Here is a 25,678-nt window from a genome sequence, read left to right as displayed (position 1 = left end):
TTCGATGCTTTGCATCGCCCCGGAACGACGGTGTTTAAAAAAATCTGAAGCAATTAACCCCAGCCAGCGCTGATGCCGCCGTCCACCGTGTAGATCACGCCCGAGGTATAGCCGGCGCGATCCGACGCCAGGAACGCCATGAGATCGCCGATCTCGCGCGCATGCGCGGGGCGGCCGAGCGGCAGGCTTTTCTGGAATTCCTTGTAGCGGCTCTCGTCGCCGAACTGGTGCTTTGCGCGCGTCTTGAGCAGGGTGACGTGGCGGTCGGTGCCGACGGGGCCGGGATTGATCCCGACCACGCGGATGTTGTCGGCGAGGCTCTTGCCACCGAGCGCGCGGGTGAAAGCCATCAGCGCGGCATTGCCCGCGCTGCCGCAGATGTAGTTGGCGTCGAATTTCTCGCCGGCGGCGCCGATGTCGTTGACGATGATGCCGCCGCCCCTGGCCTTCATCTGCGCGTAGATATGCCGCGTGAGGTTGATATAGCCGAACACCTTCAATTCCCAGGCGTGCCGCCAGGCCGCCTCATCGATCTTGTCGATCGAGCCGCCGGGGATGTCGCCGGCGTTGTTGACGAGGACGTCGATGTCGGCAGCTTCTTTCGCGAGGCGCGCCACATCCTCTTCCTTGCGCAGGTCGACAATGCTCGTTGCGGCGTCGATCTGATGTGCGGCGCGTAGGCGATCCGCCAGCGCCTTGAGCTGGTCGCCGCTACGGGCGGCGAGCAGCAGATGCGCGCCTTCCTCGGCAAACGCTTCGGCGGCGGCAGCGCCAATGCCCTTGGATGCGCCGGTGATCAGGACGCGCTTGCCGCGCAGATGCAGATCCATGGGGAGTACTCGCAGGATGGGAACAGGATGAAATCAGTAGGCGCCCGGCTGCACCATGGTCAACATTGCAGTGCAGCGTTGCACTGCCGCCGACTTTGGTCCATTGCAGTGCGGTCAAAAAAGACGGCGGCTGCCGGACCAAACAAGGACGTTCTCGATGAGCAAGAAACAATACCGGATCGCGGTCATTCCCGGCGACGGCATCGGCAAGGAAGTGATGCCGGAAGGCCTGCGCGTCCTCGAGGCGGCCGCGAAGAAGCATGGCGTCTCCGTGCATTTCGACCATTTCGACTTCTCGTCCTATGACTACTACGAGAAGCACGGCCAGATGATGCCCGATGACTGGAAGGAGAAGATCGGCAAGCACGACGCGATCTATTTCGGCGCGGTCGGCTGGCCGGCGAAGATTCCGGATCACGTCTCGCTGTGGGGCTCGCTGATCAAGTTCCGCCGCGAGTTCGACCAGTATGTGAACCTGCGTCCGGTGCGGCTGATGCCCGGCGTGCCGTCGCCGCTGGCGGGCCGCAAGCCCGGCGACATCGATTTCTGGGTGGTGCGCGAGAACACCGAAGGCGAATACTCTTCGGTCGGCGGCCGCATGTTCCCGGACACCGACCGCGAGTTCGTCACCCAGCAGACGGTGATGACCCGCACCGGCGTCGATCGCATCCTGAAATTTGCGTTCGAGCTGGCGCAGTCGCGGCCGAAGAAGCACCTGACCTCGGCGACCAAGTCCAACGGCATCTCCATCACCATGCCCTATTGGGACGAGCGCGTGGAGGCGATGGCCAAGAAGTTTCCGGGTGTGAAGTGGGACAAGTACCACATCGACATCTTGACGGCGAACTTCGTGCTGCATCCGGACTGGTTCGATGTCGTGGTCGGCTCGAACCTGTTCGGTGACATCCTCTCCGATCTTGGCCCTGCCTGCACGGGCACGATCGGCATCGCGCCGTCCGGCAACATCAATCCCGAAGGCGATTTCCCCTCGGTGTTCGAGCCGGTGCACGGCTCGGCGCCCGACATCGCAGGCCAGGGCATCGCCAACCCGATCGGTGCGATCTGGTCCGGAGCGATGATGCTCGAGCATCTCGGCGAGAAGGAAGCGGGCAAGTCGATCGTCGAGGCGATCGAGCGCACGCTCGCCGAACGCACGCTCCGCACCAAGGACCTCGGCGGCAACGCGGACACCACGGCTTGCGGCAAGGCTGTCGCGAATATGGTGGACTGAGGCGGTCGATCTTTCCCTCTCCCCTTGCGGGAGAGGGTGGCTCGCCGCGCAGCGGCGAGACGGGTGAGGGGTCTGTCTCCGCGGAGACAGATCTATCATTCGCAGAATTGCTCGCCGAGAAAACCCCTCATCCGGCGCTTCGCGCCACCTTCTCCCACAAGGGGAGAAGGAAGAGGCGTACGCCTCAGACGTAAGACCGTCGCGCCGGATCGAAGATCGGCGGATAATCGTTCTCGTCGAGCAGGTCGAGAAACGGGTCGAGCCCCCTGGACTTGATGAGCCCGAGCTCCTGATGCGAGATCAGGTTCACGGTCAAAATCTCCACGGGATCGCCCGCGATCTCCAGCGCCTCGGCGATCTGCTTGTCGGGGCCGATGATCGGTGTGAGAAACAGGAACGTCTGGAAGTCCGTTCCTGCAACCGGCGGCCACGGCAGCGCGACGCGATGGCCGAAGCCGAACCAGGTCGTATCGATGAACGGCAGATTGGCGAGCCAGCGCAGATTGGCGCAAACCTCCTCTGTCGGCTCGCGGACATACCACATCAGCTCGGCACGCGGCTTTGCGTCCCCGAGCACCCCCGGCATCCGTTGCTCGCTCATGCCGTTGGTCAGAAGCACGTAGCCTTCGTCAGATCCCTCTTCGCACACCGGCACAAAATCGCGGCCAAAGGCGTGAATATCGATGCGGCGCTCCGCGCTGTCGGTGAAGCTGTGCTCGGGCTCGCCAAGCTCGCTCTCATAGATGGCGAGCCGTTGCCGGTAGAGGTCGGCTGCGCCTGACGCCTGACCAGTGCCGGACATGAACTTTGCAAGACGGGAGAACATGTAAACCTCGGGAGGGGATGTGTGCCGGGACATCTGCGTTGTCGCGAGACAACGCGGGCCGGTTCAAATCCGTCCCGCAGGCGAGCCGATGTTTCGCCGCAGTCCAGCCCCCGTTGCGCAATTGTGCATTCGGCCGGAACTATTTGGGCAATGGCTTCAGCCCGCGATTTTCTCGATCGTCGCCTGATCCAGCCCGAACTTCTTCCCGGCCTCCAGAATCTCCTGCCAGGTAGTCGGATCGACCGGAATGCCTTCGGCGAGGCGCTTCTTCTTGGTCTCGCGCTCGGGATCGCCGGCGATCAGCACCTTGTCGACACCAGGGCCGGGCGGTGAGCCGGTGTGCCAGGCGACGAAGCTCTCGACTTCGCGCGCGAGGTTTTCGCCGGTGCCGAGCTTGCCCGGGTCGATGATGATCGAGAGCATGCCGTTGATGACGTTGTACTTGCCGTCGGACGGGCCCTTGACCACCTGCCCGCCGGAGAGCGCGCCGCCGAGGATTTCGCACACGAGCGCGAGCCCCGAACCCTTGTGCTCGCCGAACGGCAGGATGGCGCCGTACGGCGGAATCACGGTGTAGCGCGGGTTGACCGTGGGCTTGCCTTCATTGTCGATGATGGTGCCGGGATCCAGCTCGACGCCCTTGTTGTGGGCGACGCGGGTCTTGCCCTGCGCGATCCTGCTGGTGGCGAAGTCGAGCACGATCGGGTCCTTGCCCCTGCGCGGGATGCCGACGCAGAACGGGTTGGTGCCGTGGCGGGCATCGCTGCCGCCCCAGGGCGCCACGATCGGGCGCGAGATCACGTTGACGAAGTGGATCGAGACCAGCCCGTGGTCGATGCACTGCTCGGCCCAGTGGCCGATGCGGCCGATATGGTGCGAGTTGGAGAGGCCGACCAGACACACGCCGTTGCTCTTGGCCCGCTCGGCAGCCAGCTCCATCGCTTCATGGCCGATCACCTGGCCGTAGCCGGTGAGGCCGTCGAGGGTGAGCAGCGGCCCCGTGTCGAGCACGATCTTGACGTGCGAGTTCACGGCGAGGCCGCCGTTGGTGACGCTCTGGACATAGCGCGGGATCATGCCAACGCCGTGCGAGTCGTGTCCTCGAAGGTTGGCCTCGACGAGGTTGATGGAGACGAGCTCGGCCTCGCGGTCCGAGGAGCCGCCGGCCTTGACGATGGCGCGAACGACGTTGGTGAGCGCTTCGGCCTTGATGGTGCGATAGTCAGCCATTGTTGTTGCTCTTATCCCTTCACGATCCGGCGGCAGTGAACCCACGCCGCTTCAATCAGGTTCTCGCTGGCCTCCGGCGTGCGGAACGCCGAATGCGCCGACAGCGTCACGTTCGGCAGCTTCGTCAGCGGATGGTCGCCCGGCAGCGGTTCGATGTTGAAGACGTCGAGGCCGGCATGGCGGATATGGCCGGACTTCAGCGCGTCGATCATCGCGGTCTCGTCCACGACCGCGGCGCGGGCGGTGTTGATGAGGATGACACCGGGCTTCATCGCAAAAATCTTCTCGCGCGTGATCATGCCGCGCGTCTCGTCATTGAGCAGCAGGTGCAGCGAGACGACATCGCTCTTCGCCAGCACCGTATCGAGATCGGTGAACTCGACGCCGGGATAGCTCTTCGGCGAGCGGTTCCAGGCGATCACCTTCATGCCGCTGCCCGTGGCGATGCGCGCGACCTCCGCGGCGATACCGCCGAAGCCGATCAGGCCGAGCGTCTTGCCGGTGAGCTGCATGCCGTCCTCGCGCAGCCAGCTGCCGACGCGCATCTCGCGGTCCATCATCGCGATGACGCGCGCCGAGGCCCACATCAGCGCGATCGCGGATTCCGCCACGGCGGTGTCGCCATAGCCCTTGATTAGGTGCACGGAGATGCCGAGCTCGGCGAGCTCCTCCGGGTTCATGTAGCTGCGCGCGCCGGTGCCGAGGAACACGACGTGCTTCAGGCCGGTGCACTTCTTCGCGACCTCGGTCGGCAGCGCAGTGTGGTCGACGATCGCGATCTCGGCGCCGTCGAGGATCTCAGGATATTGCTCGGGCTTGATATCAGGGTCCCGGTGGATCCGCATCTTGGGATCGCCGGGCTTCTCCAGCCGCTCCATGATCACGGCGAGGGCTTCGTTGGCGTCGACGAAAACTCCGCGCATGGTTCTCTCCGGTCAGGATGCGACGCCGGCAATCGCCAGCACGGTGTGCATCAGCACGTTGGTGCCCGCGGCGCAGTCGGGCTGCGTGGCGTCCTCCAACTCGTTGTGGCTGATGCCGTCCTTGCAGGGCACGAACACCATCGCTGCCGGCATGACGGTGTTGAGATTGCAGGCATCATGGCCTGCGCCGGAGGTGATGCGGCGGGAGGAATAGCCGAGCGTCTTTGCCGCGTTCTCGACCGCCGCGATCAGCTTCGGATCGAAATGCGTCGGCGGCTTGCGCCAGACGAGGTCAATCTTGACCTCGACCTTGCGGCGCGCGGCGATCTCGGCAATGGCGGCGCGCAGATCGCGGTCGAGCGCATCCATGATGGCGCCATCGGCACTGCGGCAGTCCATGGTGAAGGCGATCTCGCCGGGAATGACGTTGCGCGAGGGGTTTGCGATCACGGCTTCGCCAATTGTGCCGACTGCGTTCGGGCCATGCTTTTTCGCAATGGCCTCCATCGCCAGCACGATCTCGGAGAGCGTGGCCAGCGCATCGCGCCGCAGCGGCATCGGGGTCGAACCCGCATGGCTCTCGAAGCCGGAAATCTTGCCGTCGTACCAGAGCACGCCCTGGCCGGAATCGACCACACCGATGGTCTTGCCCTCGGCTTCCAGGATCGGGCCCTGCTCGATATGCAGCTCGACGAAGCAGCCGAGCTTCTGGAAACCGACCGGCTTGTCGCCGCGATAGCCAATGCTGTCGAGCGCCTGGCCGACGGTCGTGCCCTCGATATCCTTGCGCGACAGAATGTCGTCCGTGGTGAAATCGCCGACATAGGCGGCGGAGGCCATCATCGCCGGCGCGAAGCGCGAGCCTTCCTCGTTGGTCCAGTTGACGACGCAGATCGGGGCCTCTGTCTCGATGCCGGCGTCGTTCAGCGTGCGGATCACCTCCAGCGCGCCGAGCGTTCCCAGAATGCCGTCATACTTGCCGCCGGTCGGCTGGGTGTCGAGATGTGAGCCGATGCCGACAGGCAGCTTCGACATGTCACGGCCCTTGCGCAATCCGAACTGTGATCCGAGCGCATCGACATGTACCTCGAGGCCGGCGTCCTCGCAGGCCTTGCGGAACCAATCGCGCACCTGCTTGTCCTCGGCGCTCAGCGTCAGCCGCCGCACGCCGCCCTTGGCCGTTCCGCCGAACTGCGCGGTCTCATGGATGGAGCCCCACAGGCGGGCGGAATCGATTTGCAGATTGGTGGCGGCTCGGCTCATGCGTCTCTTCCATTGATCGCTGTCATTCCGGGGCGCCCGTAGGGCGAACCCGGAATCTCGAGATTCCGGGTTCGATGCTGCCGGGGCCGCGCTTTGCGCGGTCCCCTCGCATCGCCCCGGAATGACGATAGAAAATCCGGCGCCTTTTTCAATGACGCGCCAGCGCGGGCGCGTCAACCGCGAGGCTGCTCTGCGCAATCTGACATGCAAGCTCGGCGACGCGCTCCACCGCCACGACGTCGGGTGAGGCGAGCCAGCTTGCCGTGAACGTCAACGGTGCGATCGCGAGATCGGTGTCGAGCAGTTGCAGCCGCCCGTCGGCCAGTTCGTTCTCGACGATGGCATCGGGGATCACGGCGATGCCGAGTCCTTCGACCGCCATGTGGATGACGGTCGCCAGCGAAGCGGACGCATGCAGTCGGATCGGTGGCAGCTCCGGCCGGTCGAACACCTCGCGCACAACTTCATAGGGCTTGGTCTTGCGCGGGAAGGTGATGATCGGAAACCGCGCGAGCTCCGCCGGCGTGACCGGGCCCTTGCCGAGTCCGAGCGAGGGACTTGCGAGGAATCCGATCGGGTAGTCGGCGAGCACGCGGTTGTGCACGCCGGAGGCCGACAGCGGCCCCACCACGAAGGCGAGCTCGATCTCCTGCGCGAGCAAGCGCGCGGTGAGGTTCGGCGTGATGTCGACCTCGATCTCCAGCGACAGGTTTGGATAGAGCTCGTTCACGCTCTTCACGAGGCGCGGCAGCCAGGTGTGCACGATGGTCTCGGCGACGCCGAGCCGCATCACGCCGCGCATGGCCGAGCGGTCGCCGATCTCCGCCATCATCTGCGCGCGCAGGCCGATCAGCTTCTCCGCATAGACCATCATCTGCCGTCCGCTCGGCGTCGGCGAAGCGACGCGATGATCGCGGTTCAGAAGCTTCACGCCCATCTCGCGCTCGAGCTGGGCGATGCGCTGGGAGATCGCCGGCTGGGTGGTATTGAGCCGTTGTGCAGCGCCGCGAAAGCTGCCGAGCTTCACAACCCAGAGGAACGTCTCGATCGACCTGAAGTCCAGCATTGGAAGGATTTTCCCAGTCGATAAATCAGATTTATCGATATTGATTAGAAACGAAGATTAGACTTTATAGCACGCTTGGTGTTGGCTGTCTTTGTCGAGTTTATAGGCAGGTCGATTACATGACTGTTTTGGTGGCAGCGCAGCAAACTGAAACGCCCGACACGCTTCCAAGCCGCAAGGCACGGCTCGCCTATCGCGCCGGCGAGGTGGGTTCCACTGCAGGGGTCGCCCCCGGCTTCGTCCAGGGCAATCTGGCGATCCTGCCGGCGGAATACGCCAGCGCCTTCCACCGCTTCTGCCAGCTCAATCCGAAGCCGTGCCCGATCATCGGCATCTCCGATGTGGGCAGCCCGCATATTCCGGCGCTGGGCGCCGATCTCGACATCCGCACCGACGTTCCCCGCTACCGCGTCTGGCGCGACGGCGAAGTCGTCGCCGAGCCGACCGACGTGAAGAGCTACTGGCGCGACGATCTCGTGACCTTCGTGCTCGGCTGCTCGTTCTCGTTCGAGGAGGCGCTGCTCGACGAGGGCATGCCGATCCGCCACATCGAGCACAATGTGCGGGTGCCGATGTACCGCACCAATATCGCCTGCGGCGAGGCCGGCCCGTTCGCAGGCCCTATGGTTGTGTCGATGCGCCCGTTCAAGCCCGCCGATGCGATCCGCGCGGTACAGATCACCTCGCGCTATCCCGCAGTGCACGGTGCGCCCGTGCACCTCGGCCATCCGCATCTGATCGGCATCAAGGACATCGCCAAGCCCGACTACGGCGATCCCGTACCTGTTGCCGATGACGAGATTCCGGTATTCTGGGCCTGCGGCGTGACGCCGCAATCGGTGATCAACGCGGCGAAGGTACCCTTCGCGATCACGCATTCGCCCGGCCTGATGCTGGTGACGGATCTGAAGAACAGGACCATGGCCGTGATTTAATGGGCAGCGTTTGCTGCTTCTTCAGGCTTTACGCTATCTGCCAATCGCTTCATTCGATACGCGCAAAATTCGGATAACAGGGGACTTTGCCAATGACGATCTCTCGCCGCGACGTACTGCTCGGAGCCACCGCCGCTGCTGCGCTGCTGCCGCTAGCTGCGCGCGCGCAAACGTCGGAGGTGGTGATTGGCGCGACCTATCCGCTGTCGGGCTCCGGCGCGCAGGTGGGTGTCGATGCGCAGCGCGCGTTCGAAACCGCGATCGACATCATCAACAACGACCAGGACTTCGAGCTTCCGCTGGCAAAGGGCGTCGGCTTGCCGGGCCTCGGCGGCGCCAAGATCCGTATCGTCTATGCCGACACCCAGGGCGACCCGCAAAAGGGGCGCGCCGAAGCCGAGCGACTGATCACGCAGGAAAAGGTCTCCGCCATCCTCGGTTCCTATCAAAGCGCGGTCGCAGTCACGATCAGCCAGATCTGCGAACGCTATCAGATTCCGTTCATGTCGGCGGACAACTCCTCCCCGAGCCTGCATCGCCGCGGTCTGAAGTATTATTTCCGCGCCTCGCCGCATGACGAGATGTTCTCGGCCGGGATGTTCGACTTCCTCGATGCGATGAAGAAGAAGGGCGCCAAGGCCCAGACGCTGGCGCTGTTCCACGAAGACACCATCTTCGGCACCGACTCCGCCAACGCCCAGACCAAGCTCGCAACCGAGCGCGGCTACAAGATCGTCGCCGACATCAAGTACCGCGCCAACTCGCCGTCGCTGTCGGCCGAGGTGCAGCAGCTCAAGGCTGCCAATGCCGACGTGCTGATGCCGTCGAGCTACACCACGGACGGCATCCTGCTGGTCAAGACCATGGCCGAGCTCGGTTACAAGCCGAACGCGATCGTGGCCCAGGCGGCCGGCTTCTCCGAGAAAGCGCTCTACGACGCGGTTGGCGACAAGCTCGAGGGGGCGATCACCCGCGGCAGCTTCTCGCTCGATCTCGCCGCCAAGCGGCCGATGGTCGGCAAGATCAACGATCTGTTCAAGGCGAAGTCGGGCAAGGACCTCAACGACAACACGTCGCGGCAGTTCATGGCCATGATCATCATGGCGGACGCCATCAACCGCGCCAAATCGACCGACGGCGAGAAGATCCGTGACGCGCTGGCCGCGACCGAAATGCCCGGCGAGCAGACCATCATGCCCTGGAAGCGCGTCAAGTTCGACGAGTCGGGCCAGAACAACGATGCCGATCCGGTCCTGCTGCAATATGTCGGCGGAAAGTTCGTCACCATCTTCCCGTCGCAGGCGGCGGTGGCTGATCCAATCTGGCCGATGAAGTAAGCGATCAGGTTGCGGGCGGGGGACGAAACGACGTGACAGCTGAAACGATTATCCAGAGTCTTGCGAGCGGCCTGCTGATGGGGCTGCTTTACGGACTGATCGCCGTCGGCCTGGCCTTGATCTTTGGCCTGATGGACGTCGTCAACTTCGCCCATGGCGAATTCCTGATGCTGGCGATGTACGTGACATTCTTCCTGTTCACGTTCTTCGCGATCGATCCACTGCTGTCGGCGCCGCTGGCCGCCGCCGCCCTGTTTGTTCTGGGGGCGGCGGTCTATCTCGTGATCGTGCGGTTTGCGATGCGGGCCAAGGCCAATGTCGGCATGGTGCAGATCTTCGCGACCTTCGGCCTCGCGATCGTGATGCGCGGCCTGGCGCAGCTGTTCTTCACGGCCGACTATCGCAGCGTCCCCAACTCATGGCTCGGCGGCAAGACGGTATCCGTCGCCGGGATCTACCTGCCGCAGCCGCAGCTGTTCGGCGCGCTGGTCGCAATCGCCGCGTTCGGTGGACTCTATCTCTTCATCAACCGCACCGATTTCGGCCGCGCGCTGGAAGCGACGCGAGAGGATCCCGGCGCAGTGGCCCTCGTCGGCATCGACAAGAACCGCGTGTTCGCGCTCGGCTGGGGCCTCGGCGGCGCGCTGGTCGGGCTTGCCGGCGCCATCATGGCGACTTTCTTCTACATCTATCCCGACGTCGGCGCGTCCTTCGCGCTGATCGCCTATGTCACGGTGGCGCTCGGCGGCTTCGGCAGCGTGTTCGGCGCCTTTGCCGGCGGCATCGTCGTCGGCCTGGTCGAGGCCACCACTGCGTTGATCCTGCCGCCATCGTTGAAGTCGGTCGGCATCTACGCGGTCTATCTGCTCGTCGTGTTCATTCGGCCGCGTGGCCTGTTCGGGTCGATGTGATGGACAAGCAATTCGTCGAGCGGCGCCGCCGCGACCTCATCACCGCCGCCGGTCTCGCGGCCGTCGCCGCGATCGTGCCGCTGTTCGTCAAGGACGTCTACGTCCAGAACATCATGGTGCTGACGCTGATGTACGCGGCGTTGTCGCAGAGCTGGAACATCCTGTCCGGCTATTGCGGGCAGATCTCGCTCGGACACGCGCTGTATTTCGGGCTCGGTGCCTACACCACCGCGCTGCTGTTCACCAAGTTCGGCGTGCTGCCCTGGTTCGGCATGATCGCCGGCGGGCTGATCTCGGCCGCAATCGCGATGGCGCTGGGCTATCCCTGCTTCCGCCTCGGCGGCCACTACTTTGCGATCGCCACCATCGTGATCGCCGAGATCGGGTTGCTGCTGATCCAGAACTGGGATTGGGCGGGCGCGGCCCTCGGCATCGACATTCCCGTGCGCGGCGACAGCTGGCTGAAATTCCAGTTCACGCGCTCGAAACTGCCATACTTCTACTTCGCGCTGGTGCTCGCCTGCGTCGCCTGGTTCGTCACCTGGTGGCTGGAAGATTCCAAATGGGGCTATTGGTGGCGCGCGGTGAAGGACAATCCGCAGGCGGCCGAGAGCCTCGGCGTCGTCGTGTTCAACTCGAAGATGGGCGCGGCGGCGGTCTCCGCCTTCCTGGTCGCCGTCGGCGGCAGCTTCTATGCGCAGTTCGTTTCCTACATCGATCCCGGAAGCGTCATGGGCTTCCAGTTCTCGCTCTTGATGGCGTTGCCGGCAGTGCTGGGCGGCATCGGCACGCTGTGGGGGCCGCTGCTCGGCGCCGTCATCCTGATCCCGATCACCGAGCTGACGCGGTCCTATATCGGCGGCTCCGGCCGCGGCGTCGACCTCATCGTCTACGGCGCGCTGATCGTCCTGATCGCGCTCGCGCGGCCGGAAGGTCTGGTCGGCCTGTTCTCGCGCCGGCGCAAGGAGGCCACGCGATGACCGCGCTCCTGGAAACCCGCGGCGTCTGGCAGCGCTTCGGCGGCCTGATCGCCAACAGCGACGTCTCGATCTCGGTCGGGCGCGGCGAGATCGTCGGCCTGATCGGCCCGAACGGCGCCGGAAAGTCGACGCTGTTCAACCTGATCGCCGGCGTGTTGCCGCCGACCCAGGGCTCGATCATCTTCGACGGCGAGGATGTCACCAATCTGCCGGCGGCCGCGCGCTGCCAGCGCGGGATCGGGCGCACCTTCCAGGTGGTCAAGAGCTTCGAGACCATGACGGTCATCGACAACGTCATCGTCGGCGCTCTGGTGCGCAACACCGTGATGCGCGAGGCTCGCCGCAAGGCGCATGAGGTGCTGGAATTCACCGGCCTTGCTGCGCGCGCCGACGTGCTCGCGAGCGACCTCGTGCCGGCCGAGAAGCGTCGCCTCGAAGTCGCGCGTGCGCTCGCGACCGAACCGAAACTGTTGCTGCTCGACGAAGTCCTCACCGGCCTCACGCCCACCGAGGCGCAGACCGGCGTGGCGCTGGTGCGCAAGGTGCGCGAGACCGGCGTCACCGTGCTGATGGTCGAACACGTCATGGAAATCGTGATGCCGCTGGTCGACCGCGCCATCGTGCTCGACCTCGGCAAGGTGCTGGTCGAAGGCAAGCCTGCGGACGTCGTTCGTGATCCCAAGGTGATCACGGCCTATCTGGGAGATCGTCATGCTGTCGGTGCATGAAGTCACGACCGCCTATCAGGGTCTGGTCGCGATCTCCGCGGTCTCGATCAATGTCGAGAAGGGCGAGATCGTCTGCGTCGCCGGCGCCAACGGTGCGGGCAAGTCGACGCTGCTGAAATCCATCGCCGGCGCCGAGCGCCCGCGCTCGGGTACGGTGACGTTCGACGGCAAGCGCCTCGACGGCATGGCGCAGCATCACATCACCGCAACAGGCATCGCCTATGTGCCGGAGAACCGCCGCCTGTTCCCGCGCCTGTCCGTGCGCGACAATCTTCGTCTCGGCAGCTATCTCTACCGCGGTGATGCGAATCGCGAGGGGCCGCTCGATCTCGTCTTCACGCTGTTCCCGCGTCTCCAGGAACGTTTGGAGCAGCGCGCCGAGACGCTCTCCGGCGGCGAGCAGCAGATGCTCGCGATCGGCCGCGCGTTGATGACGCGCCCGCGGCTTCTTATGCTGGATGAGCCCTCGCAAGGAATCATGCCGAAGCTGGTGGACGAGATCTTCCAAGCGGTGAAGCGCATCCGCGACGCCGGCATGACCGTGCTGATCGTCGAGCAGCGCATGGCCGAGTGCCTCGAGATCGCCGACCGCGCCTACATCCTGCAGACCGGCCGCGTGCTGATGCAGGGCCCGGCAGCCGAGATCAGGGGCAATCCGGACGTGCGCAAGGCGTATCTGGGGCTGTAGCGGCCCGCACACTGTCGTAGCCCGGATGAGCGAAGCGATATCCGGGGCAGGTGGTCCCGCATGTCGCTGCGCTCATGCGGGCTACGATCCTTTCGTGATGTGTGTGCAGTGTCCACACAATCGGTGTCATCGCCCGACTTGAATCGGGCGATCCAGTACTCCCAGAAGCCAGAGAGATACGGATAAGCCGCGGCGTACCGGATTCCCCGCCTTCGCGGGGAATGACAGCGGTGGGTGAGGCGACGTTAGCCCGCCTATGACCGCGCGCCACTAATGCCCGTGCCCATGCTCCGGCAGCGTCACGCCAAACACCTTCACCAGATCCTTCACCTGTTCCGGTGACAAATACCGCGGGTTCATCCCGCGCAGCAGCAGGTACAGCTTGGCCGTCTCCTCCAGCTCTTCCGTGGCGAACACCGCGGCTTCCAGCGTGTCGCCGGCGACGACCGGGCCGTGATTGGCGAGCAGCACGGATGAATATTTCCCCGCCAGGCCCTTGATCGCATCCGCGACCGCAGGGTCACCGGGGCGGTAATAGGGCACGAGCGCGGTGGCACCGCACTTCATCAGGTAATAGGCCGTCATCGGCGGCAGCGCGGCGCGCGGGTCAACCTCAGGGAGCATCGAGAGCGCGACCGAATGGGTCGAATGCAGATGCACGATCGCGCGCGCGCTGCCGCGCGTGTCGTAGAGCGCGGTGTGGAGCGGAACTTCCTTGGTCGGGGCATTGCCCGAGATCAGCCGGCCGGTTTCGTCCAGCTGCGACAGCTTTGCCGGATCGAGGAAGCCGAGCGAGGCGTTGGTCGGCGTCACCAGCCAGCCGCCGCCGTCCAGCCTGACGCTGATATTGCCGGAGGATCCCGGCGTCAGCCCGCGCTCGAACAGGGACCGTCCAAAGCGGCAGATATCCTCACGCAGCCTTGTCTCGTTGCTCGTTTCAGTTCTCATGGCCGTCATGCCCGCTTGTCTCACGCTTTGGCAGCGCGGCCAAGCCGTGTTATTCGGTTGCCAAGCTGCCGCAAAGGGCGGCTATTCGGGAAACGTTCGCAAGGATCAGTTGCATATGTCCGCCTCCACGTCACAAAATCAGCGTATCGCCGTCGTCGGGCTCGGCTCGATGGGGTTTGGCATGGCGACCTCGCTGAAGCGCGCCGGCCATGCCGTCACCGGCTGCGACGTCTCGGCTGATGCGGTGGCGCGGTTCGTGAAGGACGGCGGCGCAGGCGCCAAAACGCCGGCCGAAGCGGCCAAGGGGGCCGACATCGTCGTCAGCGTCGTTGTCAATGCCGCCCAGACCGAGGCGATCCTGTTCGGCAAGGATGGCGCTGCCGAGACCATGCCGAAGGACAGCGTCTTCATATCCTCCGCCACCATGGACCCGGACGTGGCGCGGCGCCTCGCAAAACAGCTGGAGGCGACCGGCCGGCATTATCTGGATGCGCCGATCTCCGGCGGCGCGCAGCGCGCTGCGCAGGGCGAACTCACGATTCTTGCTTCCGGCAGCCCGGCTGCCTTTGCAAAGGCACGGCCGGCGCTCGATGCCATGGCGGCAAAGCTCTACGAGCTTGGTGATGCCGCCGGGCAGGGCGCCGCCTTCAAGATGATCAACCAATTGCTGGCCGGCGTGCACATCGCCGCCGCGAGCGAAGCGATGGCGTTTGCGGCCAAGCAGGGCCTCGACATCCGCAAGGTCTATGAGGTGATCACCGCCTCGGCCGGCAATTCCTGGATGTTCGAGAACCGCATGCCGCATGTGCTCGACGGCGACTACACGCCGCGCAGCGCCGTCGAGATCTTCGTCAAGGACCTCGGTATCATCCAGGACATGGCGCGCAGCGCCCGATTCCCGGTGCCGGTCTCGGCCGCCGCCCTTCAGATGTTCCTGATGACGGCTGCCGCCGGCATGGGCCGTGATGACGACGCGTCGGTCGCGCGCATGTATGCGCAGGTCACCGGCGTGAAGCTGCCGGGCGACAAGTAACAAGAGGATCTGCAATGCCCCGTTTCGCCGCCAACCTCTCGATGATGTTCACCGAGGTGCCATTCCTCGACCGCTTCGATGCCGCAGCCCAGGCGGGCTTCACGGCCGTCGAGTTTCTCTTTCCCTACGAGCATCCGGTCGAGGCCGTCGGCGAGCGTCTCAAGCGCAACGGCCTGACCCAGGCGCTGTTCAACCTGCCGCCGGGCGACTGGAATGCCGGCGAGAAGGGTTTTGCGGCGTTGCCCGCACGGTTCAATGATCTCAAGGCGAGCCTCGAGACCGCGCTGCCCTATGCCAAGGCAACCGGCGTCAAGCGGCTGCATTTGATGGCCGGCATTGCCAACCGCGGCGAGCGCGTCGCGATCGAGGCGTTCTACAAATCGGTGGCGTGGGCCGCGGAATTCTTCGCACCGCATGGCATCGACATCGTGCTCGAGCCGATCAATGCCCGCAACGTGCCCGGCTATTTCCTTAACGATTTCGGCTTCGCGCGCGACCTGATCCAGGAGCTGCGGCTGCCGAACCTGAAACTCCAGTTCGACATCTATCACTGCCAGATCATCCATGGCGACGTCACCATGCGCCTGCGCGAGATGATGCCGATCATCGGCCACATCCAGATCGCCAGCATTCCCTCGCGCAACGAGCCCGACGGGGAGGAGCTGAACTATCCGTTCCTGTTCGATGAGCTCGACCGGCTCGGCTATGCCGGGTTCGTCGGCTGCGAATACAATCCACGCGGCAAGACCACTGACGGCCTTGCCTGGTTCAAGCCCTATGCGGGAGTGAAGCCGTGACACTTGCATTGGGCTGCATCGCCGACGACTACACCGGCGCCTCCGATCTCGCCAACACGCTGACGCGGGCGGGCCTGCGCACCGTGCAGACCATCGGCGTGCCCTCGGACGATCTCGCGCTCCCCGAGGTCGATGCTGTCGTGGTGTCCTTGAAGAGCCGATCGATCGAGGCCGGCCTTGCGGTATCGCGCTCGCGCGCAGCGGACAAATGGCTGCGCGGCCGCGGCGCGAGCCATGTGCTGTTCAAGATCTGCTCGACCTTCGATTCCACGGACGCCGGCAATATCGGCCCTGTCATGGACGCGCTGCGTTCCGATTGCGGCGAAAATGCCGTGCTGGTGACGCCGGCCTTCCCGGAGACCGGCCGCACCGTCTATCAGGGCAACCTCTTCGTCGGCGCGGTGCCGTTGAACGAAAGCCCGCTGAAGGACCATCCGCTCAACCCGATGCACGATTCCAACCTGGTGCGCGTGCTGGCGCGCCAGAGCAAGACGCAGATCGGCCTCGTCGATCTCGCGACCGTCACGCGCGGCGCGGACGCCGTGCGGGCGCGCCTGGCCGAGCTCGCCGCCAAGGGCATTGGCGCTGCGATCATCGACGCTGTCTTCGACCGTGATCTCGAGACCATCGGTCTCGTCGCTGCTGAACATCGCTTGTCGGTCGGCGCCTCCGGCATCGGCCTTGGGCTGGCGCGGGCGCTGGTTTCGACCGGCAAGGTCAAGTCGGCTGCGGCGAGCAATGAAGCCGGCGCCGCGGTCGGCGGATCGGTGGCGTGTCTTGCCGGAAGCTGTTCGCAGGCGACGCTTCAGCAGATCGCGAATGCCGAGCGTGTCATGCCGGTGTTGCATCTCGATCCCGAGCAGATCGTTGCGGGGACTGGCGAAGCGCAGCGCGCTCTCGCCTGGGCCCGACCGCGGCTGGCGGATGGTCCGATGCTGATCGCTTCGAGCGCGACGCCGGAGGCCGTTGCCGCGGTTCAGGCCCGCCACGGCCGCGATGCCGCTGGCCACGCCATCGAGCAGGCCATGGCCGACATCGCCGAGGGGCTGGTGCAGGCCGGAGTCCGGCGCTTGATCGTCGCCGGCGGCGAGACATCCGGCGCCGTGGTCGATCGGTTGAGGATTCCCGGATTTCTCGTAGGAGTGGAAATCGCCGCGGGAGTCCCGGTGCTGCGCGCGGTCGGCGCAGATGCAGGCGAGATGTTGCTCGCTCTGAAGTCCGGAAATTTCGGCGGTGCGGAGTTCTTCTCGGACGCGCTTAGGCTCATGCGCTGAGCGCAGAGCATTCTTAGCTGCCTGTTCATTTGTTTCGGGCTTCCGTACTCGTACGGAGTCGTAGTTAACATCTGCTCAGGTGCTCTGGTGTCGGATGTCGGTGCTGCTCCCTTTGGTTGATTCGTAAAACTTCCGGACGCGCCGCCGCGCCAGCACAAGAGACCCGATAATGCTCGCCACCATTTCCATCCGCGCCAAGATCATCAGTGTCGTGGCGTTCCTGCTGGTCGCGATGGCCGGCATGGGCCTGCTCGCTGTCATGAAAATGCGGTCGATGAACGCCAACACGGTCGACATCACCACGAGCTGGATGCCGAGCGTGCGGGTGCTGGGCGAACTCCGGGCCAGCGTCATCACCTATCGCAGCGTGGTCCGCGAGCACATGCTGGCCGAGACCATGGAAGAAAAGCTCGCGATGGAAAAGACTGCGGTCACCACCGGCGAGACGCTGGCCAAGGCCCGCCAGAGCTACGAGCCCATGATCACCTCACCGGAGGAGCGGGCGCTCTACACCGAATGGTCCAAGCTGTGGAACGACTACAAGAAGAGCGCGGACGAGGTCTTTGCGTTGTCGCGCAAAGAGGTTGGCAAGATCCCGCACGAGGCGCATGAGCTGAACGTCAAGACCGCCAACAGGATCGGCATCCAGTCCGACGAAGTTCTGCGCAAGGACATCGATCTCAACACCAGGGGGGGCGATCAGGCCGCTCGGGACGCAGACAACAGCTATTCCTTCGCGTTCATGCTGGTCTCGGTCATTCTCGGCGCCGCCATCATCGTCGGCGTCGGTGTCGGCTTCTATCTCGTCCACGACGTCTCGAGCGGCATCAACTCCATCACCCTGCCGATGCAGGCGCTGGGCAAGGGAGACCTGACCGCTGAAGTTCCGCACCGGGGCGAGAAGACCGAGATCGGCGCTATGGCCGATGTGCTTCAGATCTTCAAGGAGGCGCTGATCGCCAAGAAGGCCGCCGACGAAGCTGCCGCGGCCGACGCGGAGGCCAAGATCGAACGCGGCCGCCGCGTCGACAACATCACCCGCGAATTCGAAACGATGATCGGCGAGATCGTCCAGACGGTGTCGTCGGCCTCGACCCAGCTCGAGGCTTCCGCCTCGACGCTGACCTCGACTGCCGACCGCTCGCAGCGGCTGGCCACCACGGTTGCCGGCGCGTCGGAGGAGGCCTCGACCAACGTGCAGTCGGTGGCCTCGGCCACCGAGGAGATGGCCTCGTCCGTCGGTGAGATCAGCCGCCAGGTACAGGAATCGGCGCGGATGGCGGGCGACGCCGTCGGCCAGGCCCGTGCGACGACCGAGCGTGTCAGCGAACTCTCGAAGGCGGCCTCCCGCATCGGCGACGTCGTCGAACTGATCAACACCATCGCCGGCCAGACCAACCTGCTGGCTTTGAACGCCACGATCGAAGCGGCGCGCGCAGGCGAGGCCGGCCGCGGCTTTGCCGTGGTCGCCTCCGAGGTGAAGGCGCTTGCCGAGCAGACCGCGAAGGCGACCGGCGAGATCGGTCAGCAGATCTCCGGCATTCAGTCGGCGACCAACGATTCGGTCGGCGCGATCAAGGAGATCTCCTCGACCATCGAGCGCCTGTCGGAAATCTCCTCGGCGATCGCTGCGGCCGTGGAAGAGCAGGGCGCGGCCACCCAGGAGATCGCCCGCAACGTGCAGCAGGCCGCGCAGGGCACCCAGCAGGTCTCCTCGAACATCACCGACGTGCAGCGCGGTGCGACCGAGACCGGCACCGCCTCCTCGCAGGTGTTGTCGGCGGCGCAGATGCTGTCGAACGACTCGAACAGGCTCAGGACCGAGGTCAGCAAGTTCCTGACCAACGTCCGCGCGGCGTAAGCCGCGACGCCGGACTCATCGACGAACGGGCGGCGCCGCAAGCGTCGCCCGTTTTTCTTTGGGCGGTAGCATGATGTCGCCTGCAGGTAGTATCATGATGGATTACCCGTAATCGTACGGGCGCGCCGTTTCACCGATGGTTAAATTCGATTTACGAGAATTGGCGGAGATGTTCGCGCGCAAGATGCGCCGGCAATATTGATGGGAATGAACTCATATTGAATCCGGTCTTCTGGGGGGCCCGATGCGCAAGAATTTTCCCGTTACCGATGTCGAATATCCAGTTAGCGACGAGACGCTGATCGTCTCCCGGACCGACCTCAAGGGCAAGCTCACCTATTTCAACGAGGACTTCCTCGCCGCCGCCGGCTTCACGTCGGCCGAGCTGATGGGCCAGCCGCACAACATCGTCCGTCACCCCGACATGCCGCCGGAGGCGTTCGACAATCTCTGGGACACGCTGAAGGCCGGCAAGCCCTGGCTCGGCGCGGTGAAGAACCGGCGCAAGAACGGCGACTTCTACTGGGTGCTGGCGACGGCTTCGCCGATCCGCGAGAACGGGCAGGTCAAGGGTTACACGTCGATCCGCACCAGGCTGCCCGCCGACCAGCGCAAGCTCGCCGAAGAGGTGTACGCTGCGATCCGTGAGAAGAAGCCGCATGGCTATCGCATCGACGCCGGCATCATCCGCCCCCGCTCGCTGCTCGATCGCTTCAGCATCTTCACCGGGACCCTGAAGGCGCGCCTCGTCACGACGATGGCGCTGCAGGCGCTGTTCATGCTGGCGCTCGGTATCGGCGGCGCGCTCTCCACCGGCGGCTCGACGAGCCTGGTTCTGGCACTGCTGTCCCTGGCCGGCGCCGCCATCGTCGGCTGTGCCGGCTTTGCGACCATGCGCGCGATCCAGGGGCCGATGCAGCATCTCAACGACACCCTGGTCAATCTCGTGCAGGACAAGCTCGACAACCGCATCGTCATCGACCGCGATGACGAGATCGGCGAGGCGCTGCGCAATCTCCAGACCGTGCAGACCATCATTCGCTTCAGCCGCGACGAGGTGCAGGCGGTGCAGCGCCGTGCCGAGGCGCAGCGCAAGACCGACATGACCAGGCTCGCCGACGGTTTCGAGGCCGCGATCGGCGAGATCGTCGAGACCGTGTCCTCGGCCGCGACCGAGCTCGAGGCGTCGGCCTCGACGCTGTCCTCGACTGCGGGCCGGGCACAGGAATTGGCCACGGTGGTCGCATCCGGCTCGGAGGCCGCCTCCAGCAATGTCCATTCGGTGGCCTCTGCTGCCGAAGAGATGTCGTCCTCGGTGCGCGAGATCGGCCGCCAGGTGCAGGATTCCACCCGGATCGCGAGCGAGGCCGTCAGCCAGGCGCATGCCACCACCGAACGTGTCAGCGAGCTGTCGCGGGCCGCGGCACGGATCGGCGATGTTGTCGAGCTCATCAATGCCATCGCGGGCCAGACCAACCTGTTGGCGCTCAACGCCACGATCGAGGCGGCGCGTGCGGGTGAGGCCGGCCGCGGCTTCGCGGTGGTCGCTTCCGAGGTCAAGGCACTGGCCGAGCAGACAGCAAAGGCCACCGGCGAAATCGGCCAGCAGGTCGGCGGCATTCAGGCGGCGACGCAGGATTCGGTCAGCGCCATCGGCGAGATCAGCGGCACCATCGCGCGTCTGTCGGAGATCGCTTCAGCAATCGCCGCAGCCGTGGAGCAGCAGGGTGCGGCCACCCAGGAGATCGCCCGCAACGTTCAGCAGGCGGCCCACGGCACCCAGCAGGTTTCGGCGAATGTCGGTGACGTCCAGCGCGGTGCGTCCGAGACCGGCTCGGCGTCCTCGCAGGTGTTGTCGGCGGCGCAGATGCTGTCACGCGACTCCAACCGTCTCAAGCTCGAGGTCGGCAAGTTCCTCAACTCCGTCCGCGCGGCGTAAGCTGTCGACGTCGGGCTCCAGCTGCCTCCCCTATGTCGTCCCGGCCTAGTGCGCAATCGCGCACGGGGGCCGGGACCCATACCGTGGAATCTATCGATTGCGTTCGGTAGGAGTACCGAACGACGAGTCTTCGCCAAACCACGTCCTGTGGTTATGGGTCCCGGCCCCCCGTGCGCAATTGCGCACTAGGCCAGGACGACGCCGTGATGTGCTTCCCCTCGCATAGCTGCGATGCCAATTCCGCAGTGCGGTAGCAGGGAAGTGAATGGGCCGGCAGCGCTTCGCGTTGGCGCGTTCGGCGGTGCTCGGGTAAAGGGGACAGAGGATCCCCATGGGGGCGGACTCCGTATCCTTGCCTGACCTGGAATTGCCTGGCGCATGATTGCTCTGGTCCGTATTGCCCTGAGCCGGCCCTATACGTTTGTCGTGCTGGCGCTCCTGCTGCTGATCATCGGACCGCTCGCGGCGCTGCGGACGCCGACCGACATCTTCCCGGACATCCGCATCCCCGTGATCGGCGTGGTCTGGCAGTACACCGGCCTGCCGCCGGACCAGATGTCCGGCCGCATCACCACGCCGTTCCAGCGCGCGCTGACGACGACCGTCAACGACATCGAGCACATCACGGCCAATTCCTATAACGGCTTCGGCATCATCAAGATCTTCTTCCAGCCGAACGTCGACATCCGCACCGCCAACGCGCAGGTCACCGCGATCTCGCAGACGCTGCTCAAGCAGATGCCGCCGGGCGCAACGCCGCCCTTGATCCTGAACTACTCCGCCTCGACCGTGCCGATCATCCAGGTGGCGCTGTCGGGCGACGGGCTGACCGAGCAGAACCTCGCCGACATCGGCATCAACCAGCTGCGCACGCCGCTGGTCACGGTGCCCGGCGCGGCGATCCCGTATCCGTTCGGCGGCAAGCAGCGCCAGGTCCAGATCGATCTCGATCCGACCGCGCTCCAGGCCCGCGGGTTATCAGGCCAGGACGTCGCCAATGCGCTGGCAGCCCAGAACCTGATCACGCCGGTCGGCACCCAGAAGATCGGCCAGTTCGAATACAACATCCAGCTCAACAACTCGCCGCTGCGGATCGACGATCTCGGCAATCTGCCGATCAGAACCGTCAACGGCGCCATGGTCTATGTGCGCGACGTCGCGACCGTGCGCGACGGCAATCCGCCGCAGACCAACATCGTCCATGTCGACGGCAACCGTTCGGTGCTGATGATGGTGCTGAAGGCGGGCGCGACCTCGACGCTCGACATCATCGCTGGCATCAAGCAGAAGGTGATCGAGGTCAAGGACCAGCTCCCGGACGCCCTGAAGATCGGCTTCATCGGCGACCAGTCGGTGTTCGTCCGCGGGGCGATCGAGGGCGTCGCCTTCGAGGGCGTGATCGCGGCGCTGCTGACCAGTGTCATGATCCTGCTGTTCCTCGGCAGCTGGCGCTCGACCATCATCATCGCGGTCTCGATCCCGCTCTCCGTTCTCGGCGCCATCATCATGCTGTCGGCGATCGGCGAGACGCTGAACATCATGACGCTCGGCGGCCTCGCGCTCGCGGTCGGCATCCTCGTCGACGACGCCACCGTGACGATCGAGAACATCAACTACCATCTGGAGCAGGGCAAGCCGGTCGAGCAGTCGATCCTCGACGGCGCCAACCAGATCGTGACGCCGGCCTTCGTCTCGCTGCTCTGCATCTGCATCGTGTTCGTGCCGATGTTCTTCCTCACCGGCGTCGCGCGCTTCTTGTTCGTGCCGATGGCCGAAGCTGTGATGTTCGCAATGATCTGGTCGTTCATCCTGTCGCGCACGCTGGTGCCGACCATGGCGAACTATCTGCTCAAGGCGCATGTCCATCATGAGGGGGAGCCGCCGAAGTCGCGCAATCCGTTCGTCTGGTTCCAGCGCGGTTTCGAGAAACGCTTCGAGCGCATTCGCGGCGGCTACCACGATTTCCTCGGCCTGGCGCTGGCGCATCGCGCCGTGTTCGTGATCGGCTTCATCTGCGTGGTCGGCGCGTCCTTTGCGCTGGTGCCGTTCCTCGGGCGCAACTTCTTCCCCGCGGTCGATGCCGGCAACATCCTGATGCACGTCCGCACGCAAGTAGGCACCCGCGTCGAGGAGACCGCCAACCAGCTCGCCGATGTGCAGAAGGCGGTGCGCAAGCTGATCCCCGGCGAGATCGAGACCATGACCGACAACATCGGCATGCCGATCTCCGGCATCAACATGACCTACAACAACACCGGCGTGATCGGCCCGCAGGACGGCGACATCCAGATCAAGCTGAAGGAAGGCCACAAGCCGACCGAAGAGCATGTGAAGGTGCTGCGCGAGCAGCTGCCGCGCCTGTTCCCCGGCGTCAGCTTCGCCTTCCTGCCGGCCGACATCGTCAGCCAGATCCTGAATTTCGGCGCGCCGGCGCCGATCGACCTGCAGATCCGCGGCGCCAATCTCAGCGCCAACTTTGCCTATGCCAACAATCTGCTGGCGAAGGTTCGGCGCATTCCGGGCGTGGCCGATGCGCGCATCCAGCAATCGCCGAGCAATCCGACCTTCAACATCGATGTCGACCGCACCCGCGCCCAATATGTCGGCCTGACCGAGCGCGACGTCACCAACAGCCTTGTGGTCAATCTCGCCGGCTCCTCGCAGGTCGCGCCGACCTACTATCTCAATCCCGATAACGGCGTGTCCTATTCGATCGTGATGCAAACGCCGCAATACCAGATCGACTCGCTCAGCGCGCTGCAGACCCTTCCGATCACGGCCGCCGGCAACCCGCAGTCGCCGATCCTCGGCGGCATCGCCGACATCAAGCGTTCGACCTCCAGCGCAGTGGTGTCGCAATACGACATCCAGTCGATGGTGCAGATCTTTGCGACGACCTCGAGCCGCGATCTCGGCGCGGTCGCCGCCGATATCCGCCAGGTGATCGCCGACACCGCGAAAGAAGTTCCGAAGGGCTCCTCCGTGGTGCTGCTCGGCCAGGTGCAGACCATGAACAGCGCCTTCACCGGTCTGCTGTTCGGCCTGCTCGGGGCCGTCGTGCTGATCTACTTCCTGATCGTCGTGAACTTCCAGTCATGGTCCGACCCGTTCGTGATCATCACCGCGCTGCCGGCCGCGCTCGCAGGCATCGTCTGGATGCTGTTCGCGACCGAGACCACGCTGTCGGTCCCGGCGCTCACCGGCGCGATCATGTGCATGGGCGTTGCCACCGCCAACAGCGTGCTCGTGATCTCCTTTGCGCGCGAGCGTTACGAGGAACTCGGCGATCCCATCGCCGCGGCGCTGGAAGCCGGCTTCGTCCGGTTCCGCCCCGTGCTGATGACCGCGCTCGCCATGATCATCGGCATGGCGCCGATGGCACTGGGGCTGGGCGAGGGCGGCGAGCAGAACGCGCCGCTCGGCCGCGCCGTGATCGGCGGCCTGATCTTTGCAACCTTCGCCACGCTGATGTTCGTTCCCGTGGTGTTCAGCATGGTCCACAAGAAACAAGGCGCCAAAGCCGCCGCCTCATCGGAGACTCCGCATGTCGCCCACTGAATCCCGCTCGGCGGTGTCGCACCGGAAACTCGGCATTTTTGGCGTGGTGGCGCTGATTGCGGCAGGCCTTGTCGTCGGCACCGGCATCCGCGCCCGCGAGGAGCAGGGCTCCAAGCTGAAGGAATGGACCGATGATCAGGCGGTTCCCAGCGTGGCGGTGACCCAGCCCAACGCCAAGGCCCTCAGCGCCACCATCGATCTGCCGGGGCGACTCGAGGCTTACTATCGCGCGCCGATCTTCGCCCGCGTGAGCGGCTATCTGAAGAGCTGGAGTGCCGATATCGGCGCCCGCGTCAAGGCCGGGCAGGTGATCGCCGAGATCGAGGCGCCGGACCTCGACCAGCAGCTGTTGCAGGCCCGCGCCGATCTCGCCAGCCAGCAGGCCAGCGCCAGGTTGTCGGAAGCAACGCTGAACCGCCGCAAGACGCTGGTCGCCTCCAACTTCGTCTCCGCGCAGGAGATCGACGAGCGCACCGCCGATCTCTCCAACAAGAACGCCGCTGTCAATTCGGGCAAAGCCAATGTCGAGCGGCTGGAAGCGCTGGCCGGCTACAAGAAGATCACCGCGCCGTTCGACGGCGTGGTGACGGCGCGCGACACCGACGTCGGCGCGCTGATCAATGCCGGCGGCGGCTCGGGCCCGGCGATGTTCGTGATCTCCGACATCACCAAGCTGCGCGTCTACGTCAACGTGCCCCAGAATTACGTGCCGGCGATCAGGATCGGCGCCAAGGCCACGATCACGCTGCCGGAGTACCCGAACCGGACTTTTCAGGCGACGGTGGAGGCGTCCTCGCAGGCCGTCGACGTCGCCTCGGGCACAACACGGATGCAGCTTGGATTGGATAACTCTTCGGGCGAGCTGATGCCCGGTGGTTATGCCAGCGTGAAGCTGAACCTCCAGCGCGACTCCGCGCCGCTCAGCATTCCCGCCAGCGCGCTGATCTTCAACGGCAGCGGTCTGCGCGTTGCAACCGTCGGCGCGGACGACAAGGTGCTGTTCAAGACCGTGACCATCGCCCGCGATCTCGGCCGCGAGATCGAGCTCGCCTCGGGCATTGTGCCCGACGATCGCGTCATCACCGCTCCGCCGGACGGCCTCTCGGATGGCGACCAGGTGCGCGTGACCGGCGCCGGAGCCAAGGGCAAACCGGCGACGGCATCGGAGAAGCAGCCGCCGAAGAGCTAAGGCGCGGTCTCGCGCCCCGGACGCCGGCCTCGTATTGCCCCGGGCGTAGGTCTCGTAGATTCCATGGGGCGGTGAGCGTGGCCTTTCCGATAGGTTTGGGTTTCCACACTCGAACCCACGGAGAGCCAGAT

21 protein-coding genes are annotated in these 25,678 nt (G+C 64.9%); 14 read left to right on the top strand and 7 right to left on the bottom strand.

Annotated elements, in window-relative coordinates; all coding sequences use genetic code 11:
- Positions 1-53: 53 nt before the first annotated feature.
- Complete coding sequence (locus JQ635_RS33950; protein WP_211414128.1) at positions 54-830, bottom strand: SDR family oxidoreductase; 777 nt, start codon at positions 828-830, stop codon at positions 54-56.
- A 157-nt stretch (positions 831-987) separates the two neighbouring features.
- Between JQ635_RS33950 and JQ635_RS33945 the strand changes: the two genes are divergently transcribed.
- Positions 988-2,061 carry a tartrate dehydrogenase gene (locus JQ635_RS33945; RefSeq protein ID WP_211414127.1) on the top strand — a complete coding sequence of 358 codons (1,074 nt, stop codon included), beginning with the start codon at positions 988-990 and terminating at the stop codon, positions 2,059-2,061.
- Positions 2,062-2,245: 184 nt separating this feature from the next.
- Here JQ635_RS33945 and JQ635_RS33940 read toward each other — a convergent pair whose 3' ends face one another.
- From JQ635_RS33940 to JQ635_RS33920, 5 genes are all read right to left on the bottom strand, one after another.
- Positions 2,246-2,887, bottom strand: coding sequence for a suppressor of fused domain protein (locus JQ635_RS33940; RefSeq protein ID WP_211414126.1), 642 nt, complete (start codon positions 2,885-2,887; stop codon positions 2,246-2,248).
- A 156-nt stretch (positions 2,888-3,043) separates the two neighbouring features.
- Positions 3,044-4,117, bottom strand: a complete 1,074-nt coding sequence (locus tag JQ635_RS33935) for a malate/lactate/ureidoglycolate dehydrogenase (protein ID WP_211414125.1) — start codon at positions 4,115-4,117, stop codon at positions 3,044-3,046.
- A gap of 11 nt (positions 4,118-4,128) precedes the next feature.
- Complete coding sequence (locus JQ635_RS33930) at positions 4,129-5,040, bottom strand: NAD(P)-dependent oxidoreductase (protein ID WP_211414124.1); 912 nt, start codon at positions 5,038-5,040, stop codon at positions 4,129-4,131.
- Between the two features lie 12 nt (positions 5,041-5,052).
- Positions 5,053-6,303, bottom strand: coding sequence for a Zn-dependent hydrolase (locus JQ635_RS33925; protein WP_211414123.1), 1,251 nt, complete (start codon positions 6,301-6,303; stop codon positions 5,053-5,055).
- Positions 6,304-6,451: 148 nt separating this feature from the next.
- Entirely contained in the window at positions 6,452-7,369 is a 918-nt protein-coding gene (locus tag JQ635_RS33920; RefSeq protein ID WP_211414122.1) for a LysR family transcriptional regulator, read from the bottom strand.
- Between the two features lie 119 nt (positions 7,370-7,488).
- Here JQ635_RS33920 and JQ635_RS33915 point away from each other — a divergent pair, with 119 nt between their 5' ends.
- The 6 genes from JQ635_RS33915 (at position 7,489) to JQ635_RS33890 (ending at position 12,948) form a co-directional block, all read left to right on the top strand.
- Positions 7,489-8,304: a putative hydro-lyase gene (locus JQ635_RS33915; protein ID WP_211414121.1), complete on the top strand. Its 816-nt coding sequence runs from the start codon at positions 7,489-7,491 to the stop codon at positions 8,302-8,304.
- A gap of 92 nt (positions 8,305-8,396) precedes the next feature.
- Positions 8,397-9,641: an ABC transporter substrate-binding protein gene (locus JQ635_RS33910; protein WP_211414120.1), complete on the top strand. Its 1,245-nt coding sequence runs from the start codon at positions 8,397-8,399 to the stop codon at positions 9,639-9,641.
- Between the two features lie 32 nt (positions 9,642-9,673).
- On the top strand, positions 9,674-10,552 hold the full coding sequence (locus JQ635_RS33905; protein ID WP_211414119.1) for a branched-chain amino acid ABC transporter permease: 879 nt from the start codon (positions 9,674-9,676) through the stop codon (positions 10,550-10,552).
- Complete coding sequence (locus tag JQ635_RS33900) at positions 10,552-11,532, top strand: branched-chain amino acid ABC transporter permease (RefSeq protein ID WP_211414118.1); 981 nt, start codon at positions 10,552-10,554, stop codon at positions 11,530-11,532. Before JQ635_RS33905 ends, JQ635_RS33900 begins: the two co-directional genes overlap by 1 nt.
- Complete coding sequence (locus JQ635_RS33895; RefSeq protein ID WP_211414117.1) at positions 11,529-12,260, top strand: ABC transporter ATP-binding protein; 732 nt, start codon at positions 11,529-11,531, stop codon at positions 12,258-12,260. The genes JQ635_RS33900 and JQ635_RS33895 overlap by 4 nt, the downstream gene beginning before the upstream one ends.
- A complete protein-coding gene (locus JQ635_RS33890; protein WP_211414116.1) occupies positions 12,244-12,948 on the top strand; it encodes an ABC transporter ATP-binding protein in 705 nt (234 codons plus the stop codon). The genes JQ635_RS33895 and JQ635_RS33890 overlap by 17 nt, the downstream gene beginning before the upstream one ends.
- A 270-nt stretch (positions 12,949-13,218) precedes the next feature.
- On the opposite strand, the gene JQ635_RS33885 is transcribed toward JQ635_RS33890, so the two are convergent.
- Positions 13,219-13,905 (bottom strand): aldolase, encoded by a 687-nt coding sequence (locus tag JQ635_RS33885; protein ID WP_211414115.1) that lies wholly within the window; start codon positions 13,903-13,905, stop codon positions 13,219-13,221.
- A gap of 100 nt (positions 13,906-14,005) precedes the next feature.
- On the opposite strand from JQ635_RS33885, the gene ltnD reads away from it, so the two are divergent.
- The 7 genes from ltnD (at position 14,006) to JQ635_RS33850 (ending at position 25,547) form a co-directional block, all read left to right on the top strand.
- The gene (gene ltnD, locus JQ635_RS33880) at positions 14,006-14,929 is read left to right on the top strand and encodes an L-threonate dehydrogenase (RefSeq protein ID WP_433996588.1); all 924 of its coding nucleotides are present in this window, start codon (positions 14,006-14,008) and stop codon (positions 14,927-14,929) included.
- A gap of 14 nt (positions 14,930-14,943) precedes the next feature.
- Positions 14,944-15,726, top strand: a complete 783-nt coding sequence (gene otnI / locus JQ635_RS33875; protein WP_211414113.1) for a 2-oxo-tetronate isomerase — start codon at positions 14,944-14,946, stop codon at positions 15,724-15,726.
- On the top strand, positions 15,723-17,000 hold the full coding sequence (gene otnK, locus JQ635_RS33870) for a 3-oxo-tetronate kinase (protein ID WP_211414112.1): 1,278 nt from the start codon (positions 15,723-15,725) through the stop codon (positions 16,998-17,000). The genes otnI and otnK overlap by 4 nt, the downstream gene beginning before the upstream one ends.
- 169 nt (positions 17,001-17,169) lie before the next feature.
- Complete coding sequence (locus JQ635_RS33865; protein ID WP_211414111.1) at positions 17,170-18,861, top strand: methyl-accepting chemotaxis protein; 1,692 nt, start codon at positions 17,170-17,172, stop codon at positions 18,859-18,861.
- Positions 18,862-19,105: 244 nt separating this feature from the next.
- Positions 19,106-20,800 (top strand): methyl-accepting chemotaxis protein, encoded by a 1,695-nt coding sequence (locus JQ635_RS33860; RefSeq protein ID WP_211414110.1) that lies wholly within the window; start codon positions 19,106-19,108, stop codon positions 20,798-20,800.
- A gap of 378 nt (positions 20,801-21,178) precedes the next feature.
- Positions 21,179-24,358, top strand: a complete 3,180-nt coding sequence (locus JQ635_RS33855; RefSeq protein ID WP_211414109.1) for an efflux RND transporter permease subunit — start codon at positions 21,179-21,181, stop codon at positions 24,356-24,358.
- Positions 24,345-25,547, top strand: coding sequence for an efflux RND transporter periplasmic adaptor subunit (locus tag JQ635_RS33850; protein ID WP_211414108.1), 1,203 nt, complete (start codon positions 24,345-24,347; stop codon positions 25,545-25,547). The genes JQ635_RS33855 and JQ635_RS33850 overlap by 14 nt, the downstream gene beginning before the upstream one ends.
- Positions 25,548-25,678 lie beyond the last annotated feature (131 nt).

Source organism: Bradyrhizobium iriomotense, assembly GCF_018130765.1.
In the GTDB taxonomy this organism is placed as follows: domain Bacteria; phylum Pseudomonadota; class Alphaproteobacteria; order Rhizobiales; family Xanthobacteraceae; genus Bradyrhizobium; species Bradyrhizobium iriomotense_A.
Note: the sequence above shows the minus strand (reverse complement) of the source record. Positions and strands in the feature narration are given on the sequence as shown.

Excerpts from the sequence above, each read along its gene's own strand:
- JQ635_RS33865 (WP_211414111.1), top strand. The coding sequence starts at position 17,170 with ATGCTCGCCACCATTTCCATCCGCGCCAAGATCATCAGTGTCGTGGCG.
- JQ635_RS33940 (WP_211414126.1), bottom strand. The coding sequence starts at position 2,887 with ATGTTCTCCCGTCTTGCAAAGTTCATGTCCGGCACTGGTCAGGCGTCA.
- JQ635_RS33950 (WP_211414128.1), bottom strand. The coding sequence starts at position 830 with ATGGATCTGCATCTGCGCGGCAAGCGCGTCCTGATCACCGGCGCATCC.
- JQ635_RS33860 (WP_211414110.1), top strand. The coding sequence starts at position 19,106 with ATGCGCAAGAATTTTCCCGTTACCGATGTCGAATATCCAGTTAGCGAC.
- JQ635_RS33945 (WP_211414127.1), top strand. The coding sequence starts at position 988 with ATGAGCAAGAAACAATACCGGATCGCGGTCATTCCCGGCGACGGCATC.
- JQ635_RS33920 (WP_211414122.1), bottom strand. The coding sequence starts at position 7,369 with ATGCTGGACTTCAGGTCGATCGAGACGTTCCTCTGGGTTGTGAAGCTC.
- otnI (WP_211414113.1), top strand. The coding sequence starts at position 14,944 with ATGCCCCGTTTCGCCGCCAACCTCTCGATGATGTTCACCGAGGTGCCA.
- JQ635_RS33935 (WP_211414125.1), bottom strand. The coding sequence starts at position 4,117 with ATGGCTGACTATCGCACCATCAAGGCCGAAGCGCTCACCAACGTCGTT.
- JQ635_RS33915 (WP_211414121.1), top strand. The coding sequence starts at position 7,489 with ATGACTGTTTTGGTGGCAGCGCAGCAAACTGAAACGCCCGACACGCTT.
- JQ635_RS33850 (WP_211414108.1), top strand. The coding sequence starts at position 24,345 with ATGTCGCCCACTGAATCCCGCTCGGCGGTGTCGCACCGGAAACTCGGC.
- JQ635_RS33930 (WP_211414124.1), bottom strand. The coding sequence starts at position 5,040 with ATGCGCGGAGTTTTCGTCGACGCCAACGAAGCCCTCGCCGTGATCATG.
- JQ635_RS33885 (WP_211414115.1), bottom strand. The coding sequence starts at position 13,905 with ATGACGGCCATGAGAACTGAAACGAGCAACGAGACAAGGCTGCGTGAG.
- JQ635_RS33910 (WP_211414120.1), top strand. The coding sequence starts at position 8,397 with ATGACGATCTCTCGCCGCGACGTACTGCTCGGAGCCACCGCCGCTGCT.
- JQ635_RS33855 (WP_211414109.1), top strand. The coding sequence starts at position 21,179 with ATGATTGCTCTGGTCCGTATTGCCCTGAGCCGGCCCTATACGTTTGTC.
- JQ635_RS33890 (WP_211414116.1), top strand. The coding sequence starts at position 12,244 with ATGCTGTCGGTGCATGAAGTCACGACCGCCTATCAGGGTCTGGTCGCG.
- JQ635_RS33895 (WP_211414117.1), top strand. The coding sequence starts at position 11,529 with ATGACCGCGCTCCTGGAAACCCGCGGCGTCTGGCAGCGCTTCGGCGGC.
- JQ635_RS33900 (WP_211414118.1), top strand. The coding sequence starts at position 10,552 with ATGGACAAGCAATTCGTCGAGCGGCGCCGCCGCGACCTCATCACCGCC.
- JQ635_RS33925 (WP_211414123.1), bottom strand. The coding sequence starts at position 6,303 with ATGAGCCGAGCCGCCACCAATCTGCAAATCGATTCCGCCCGCCTGTGG.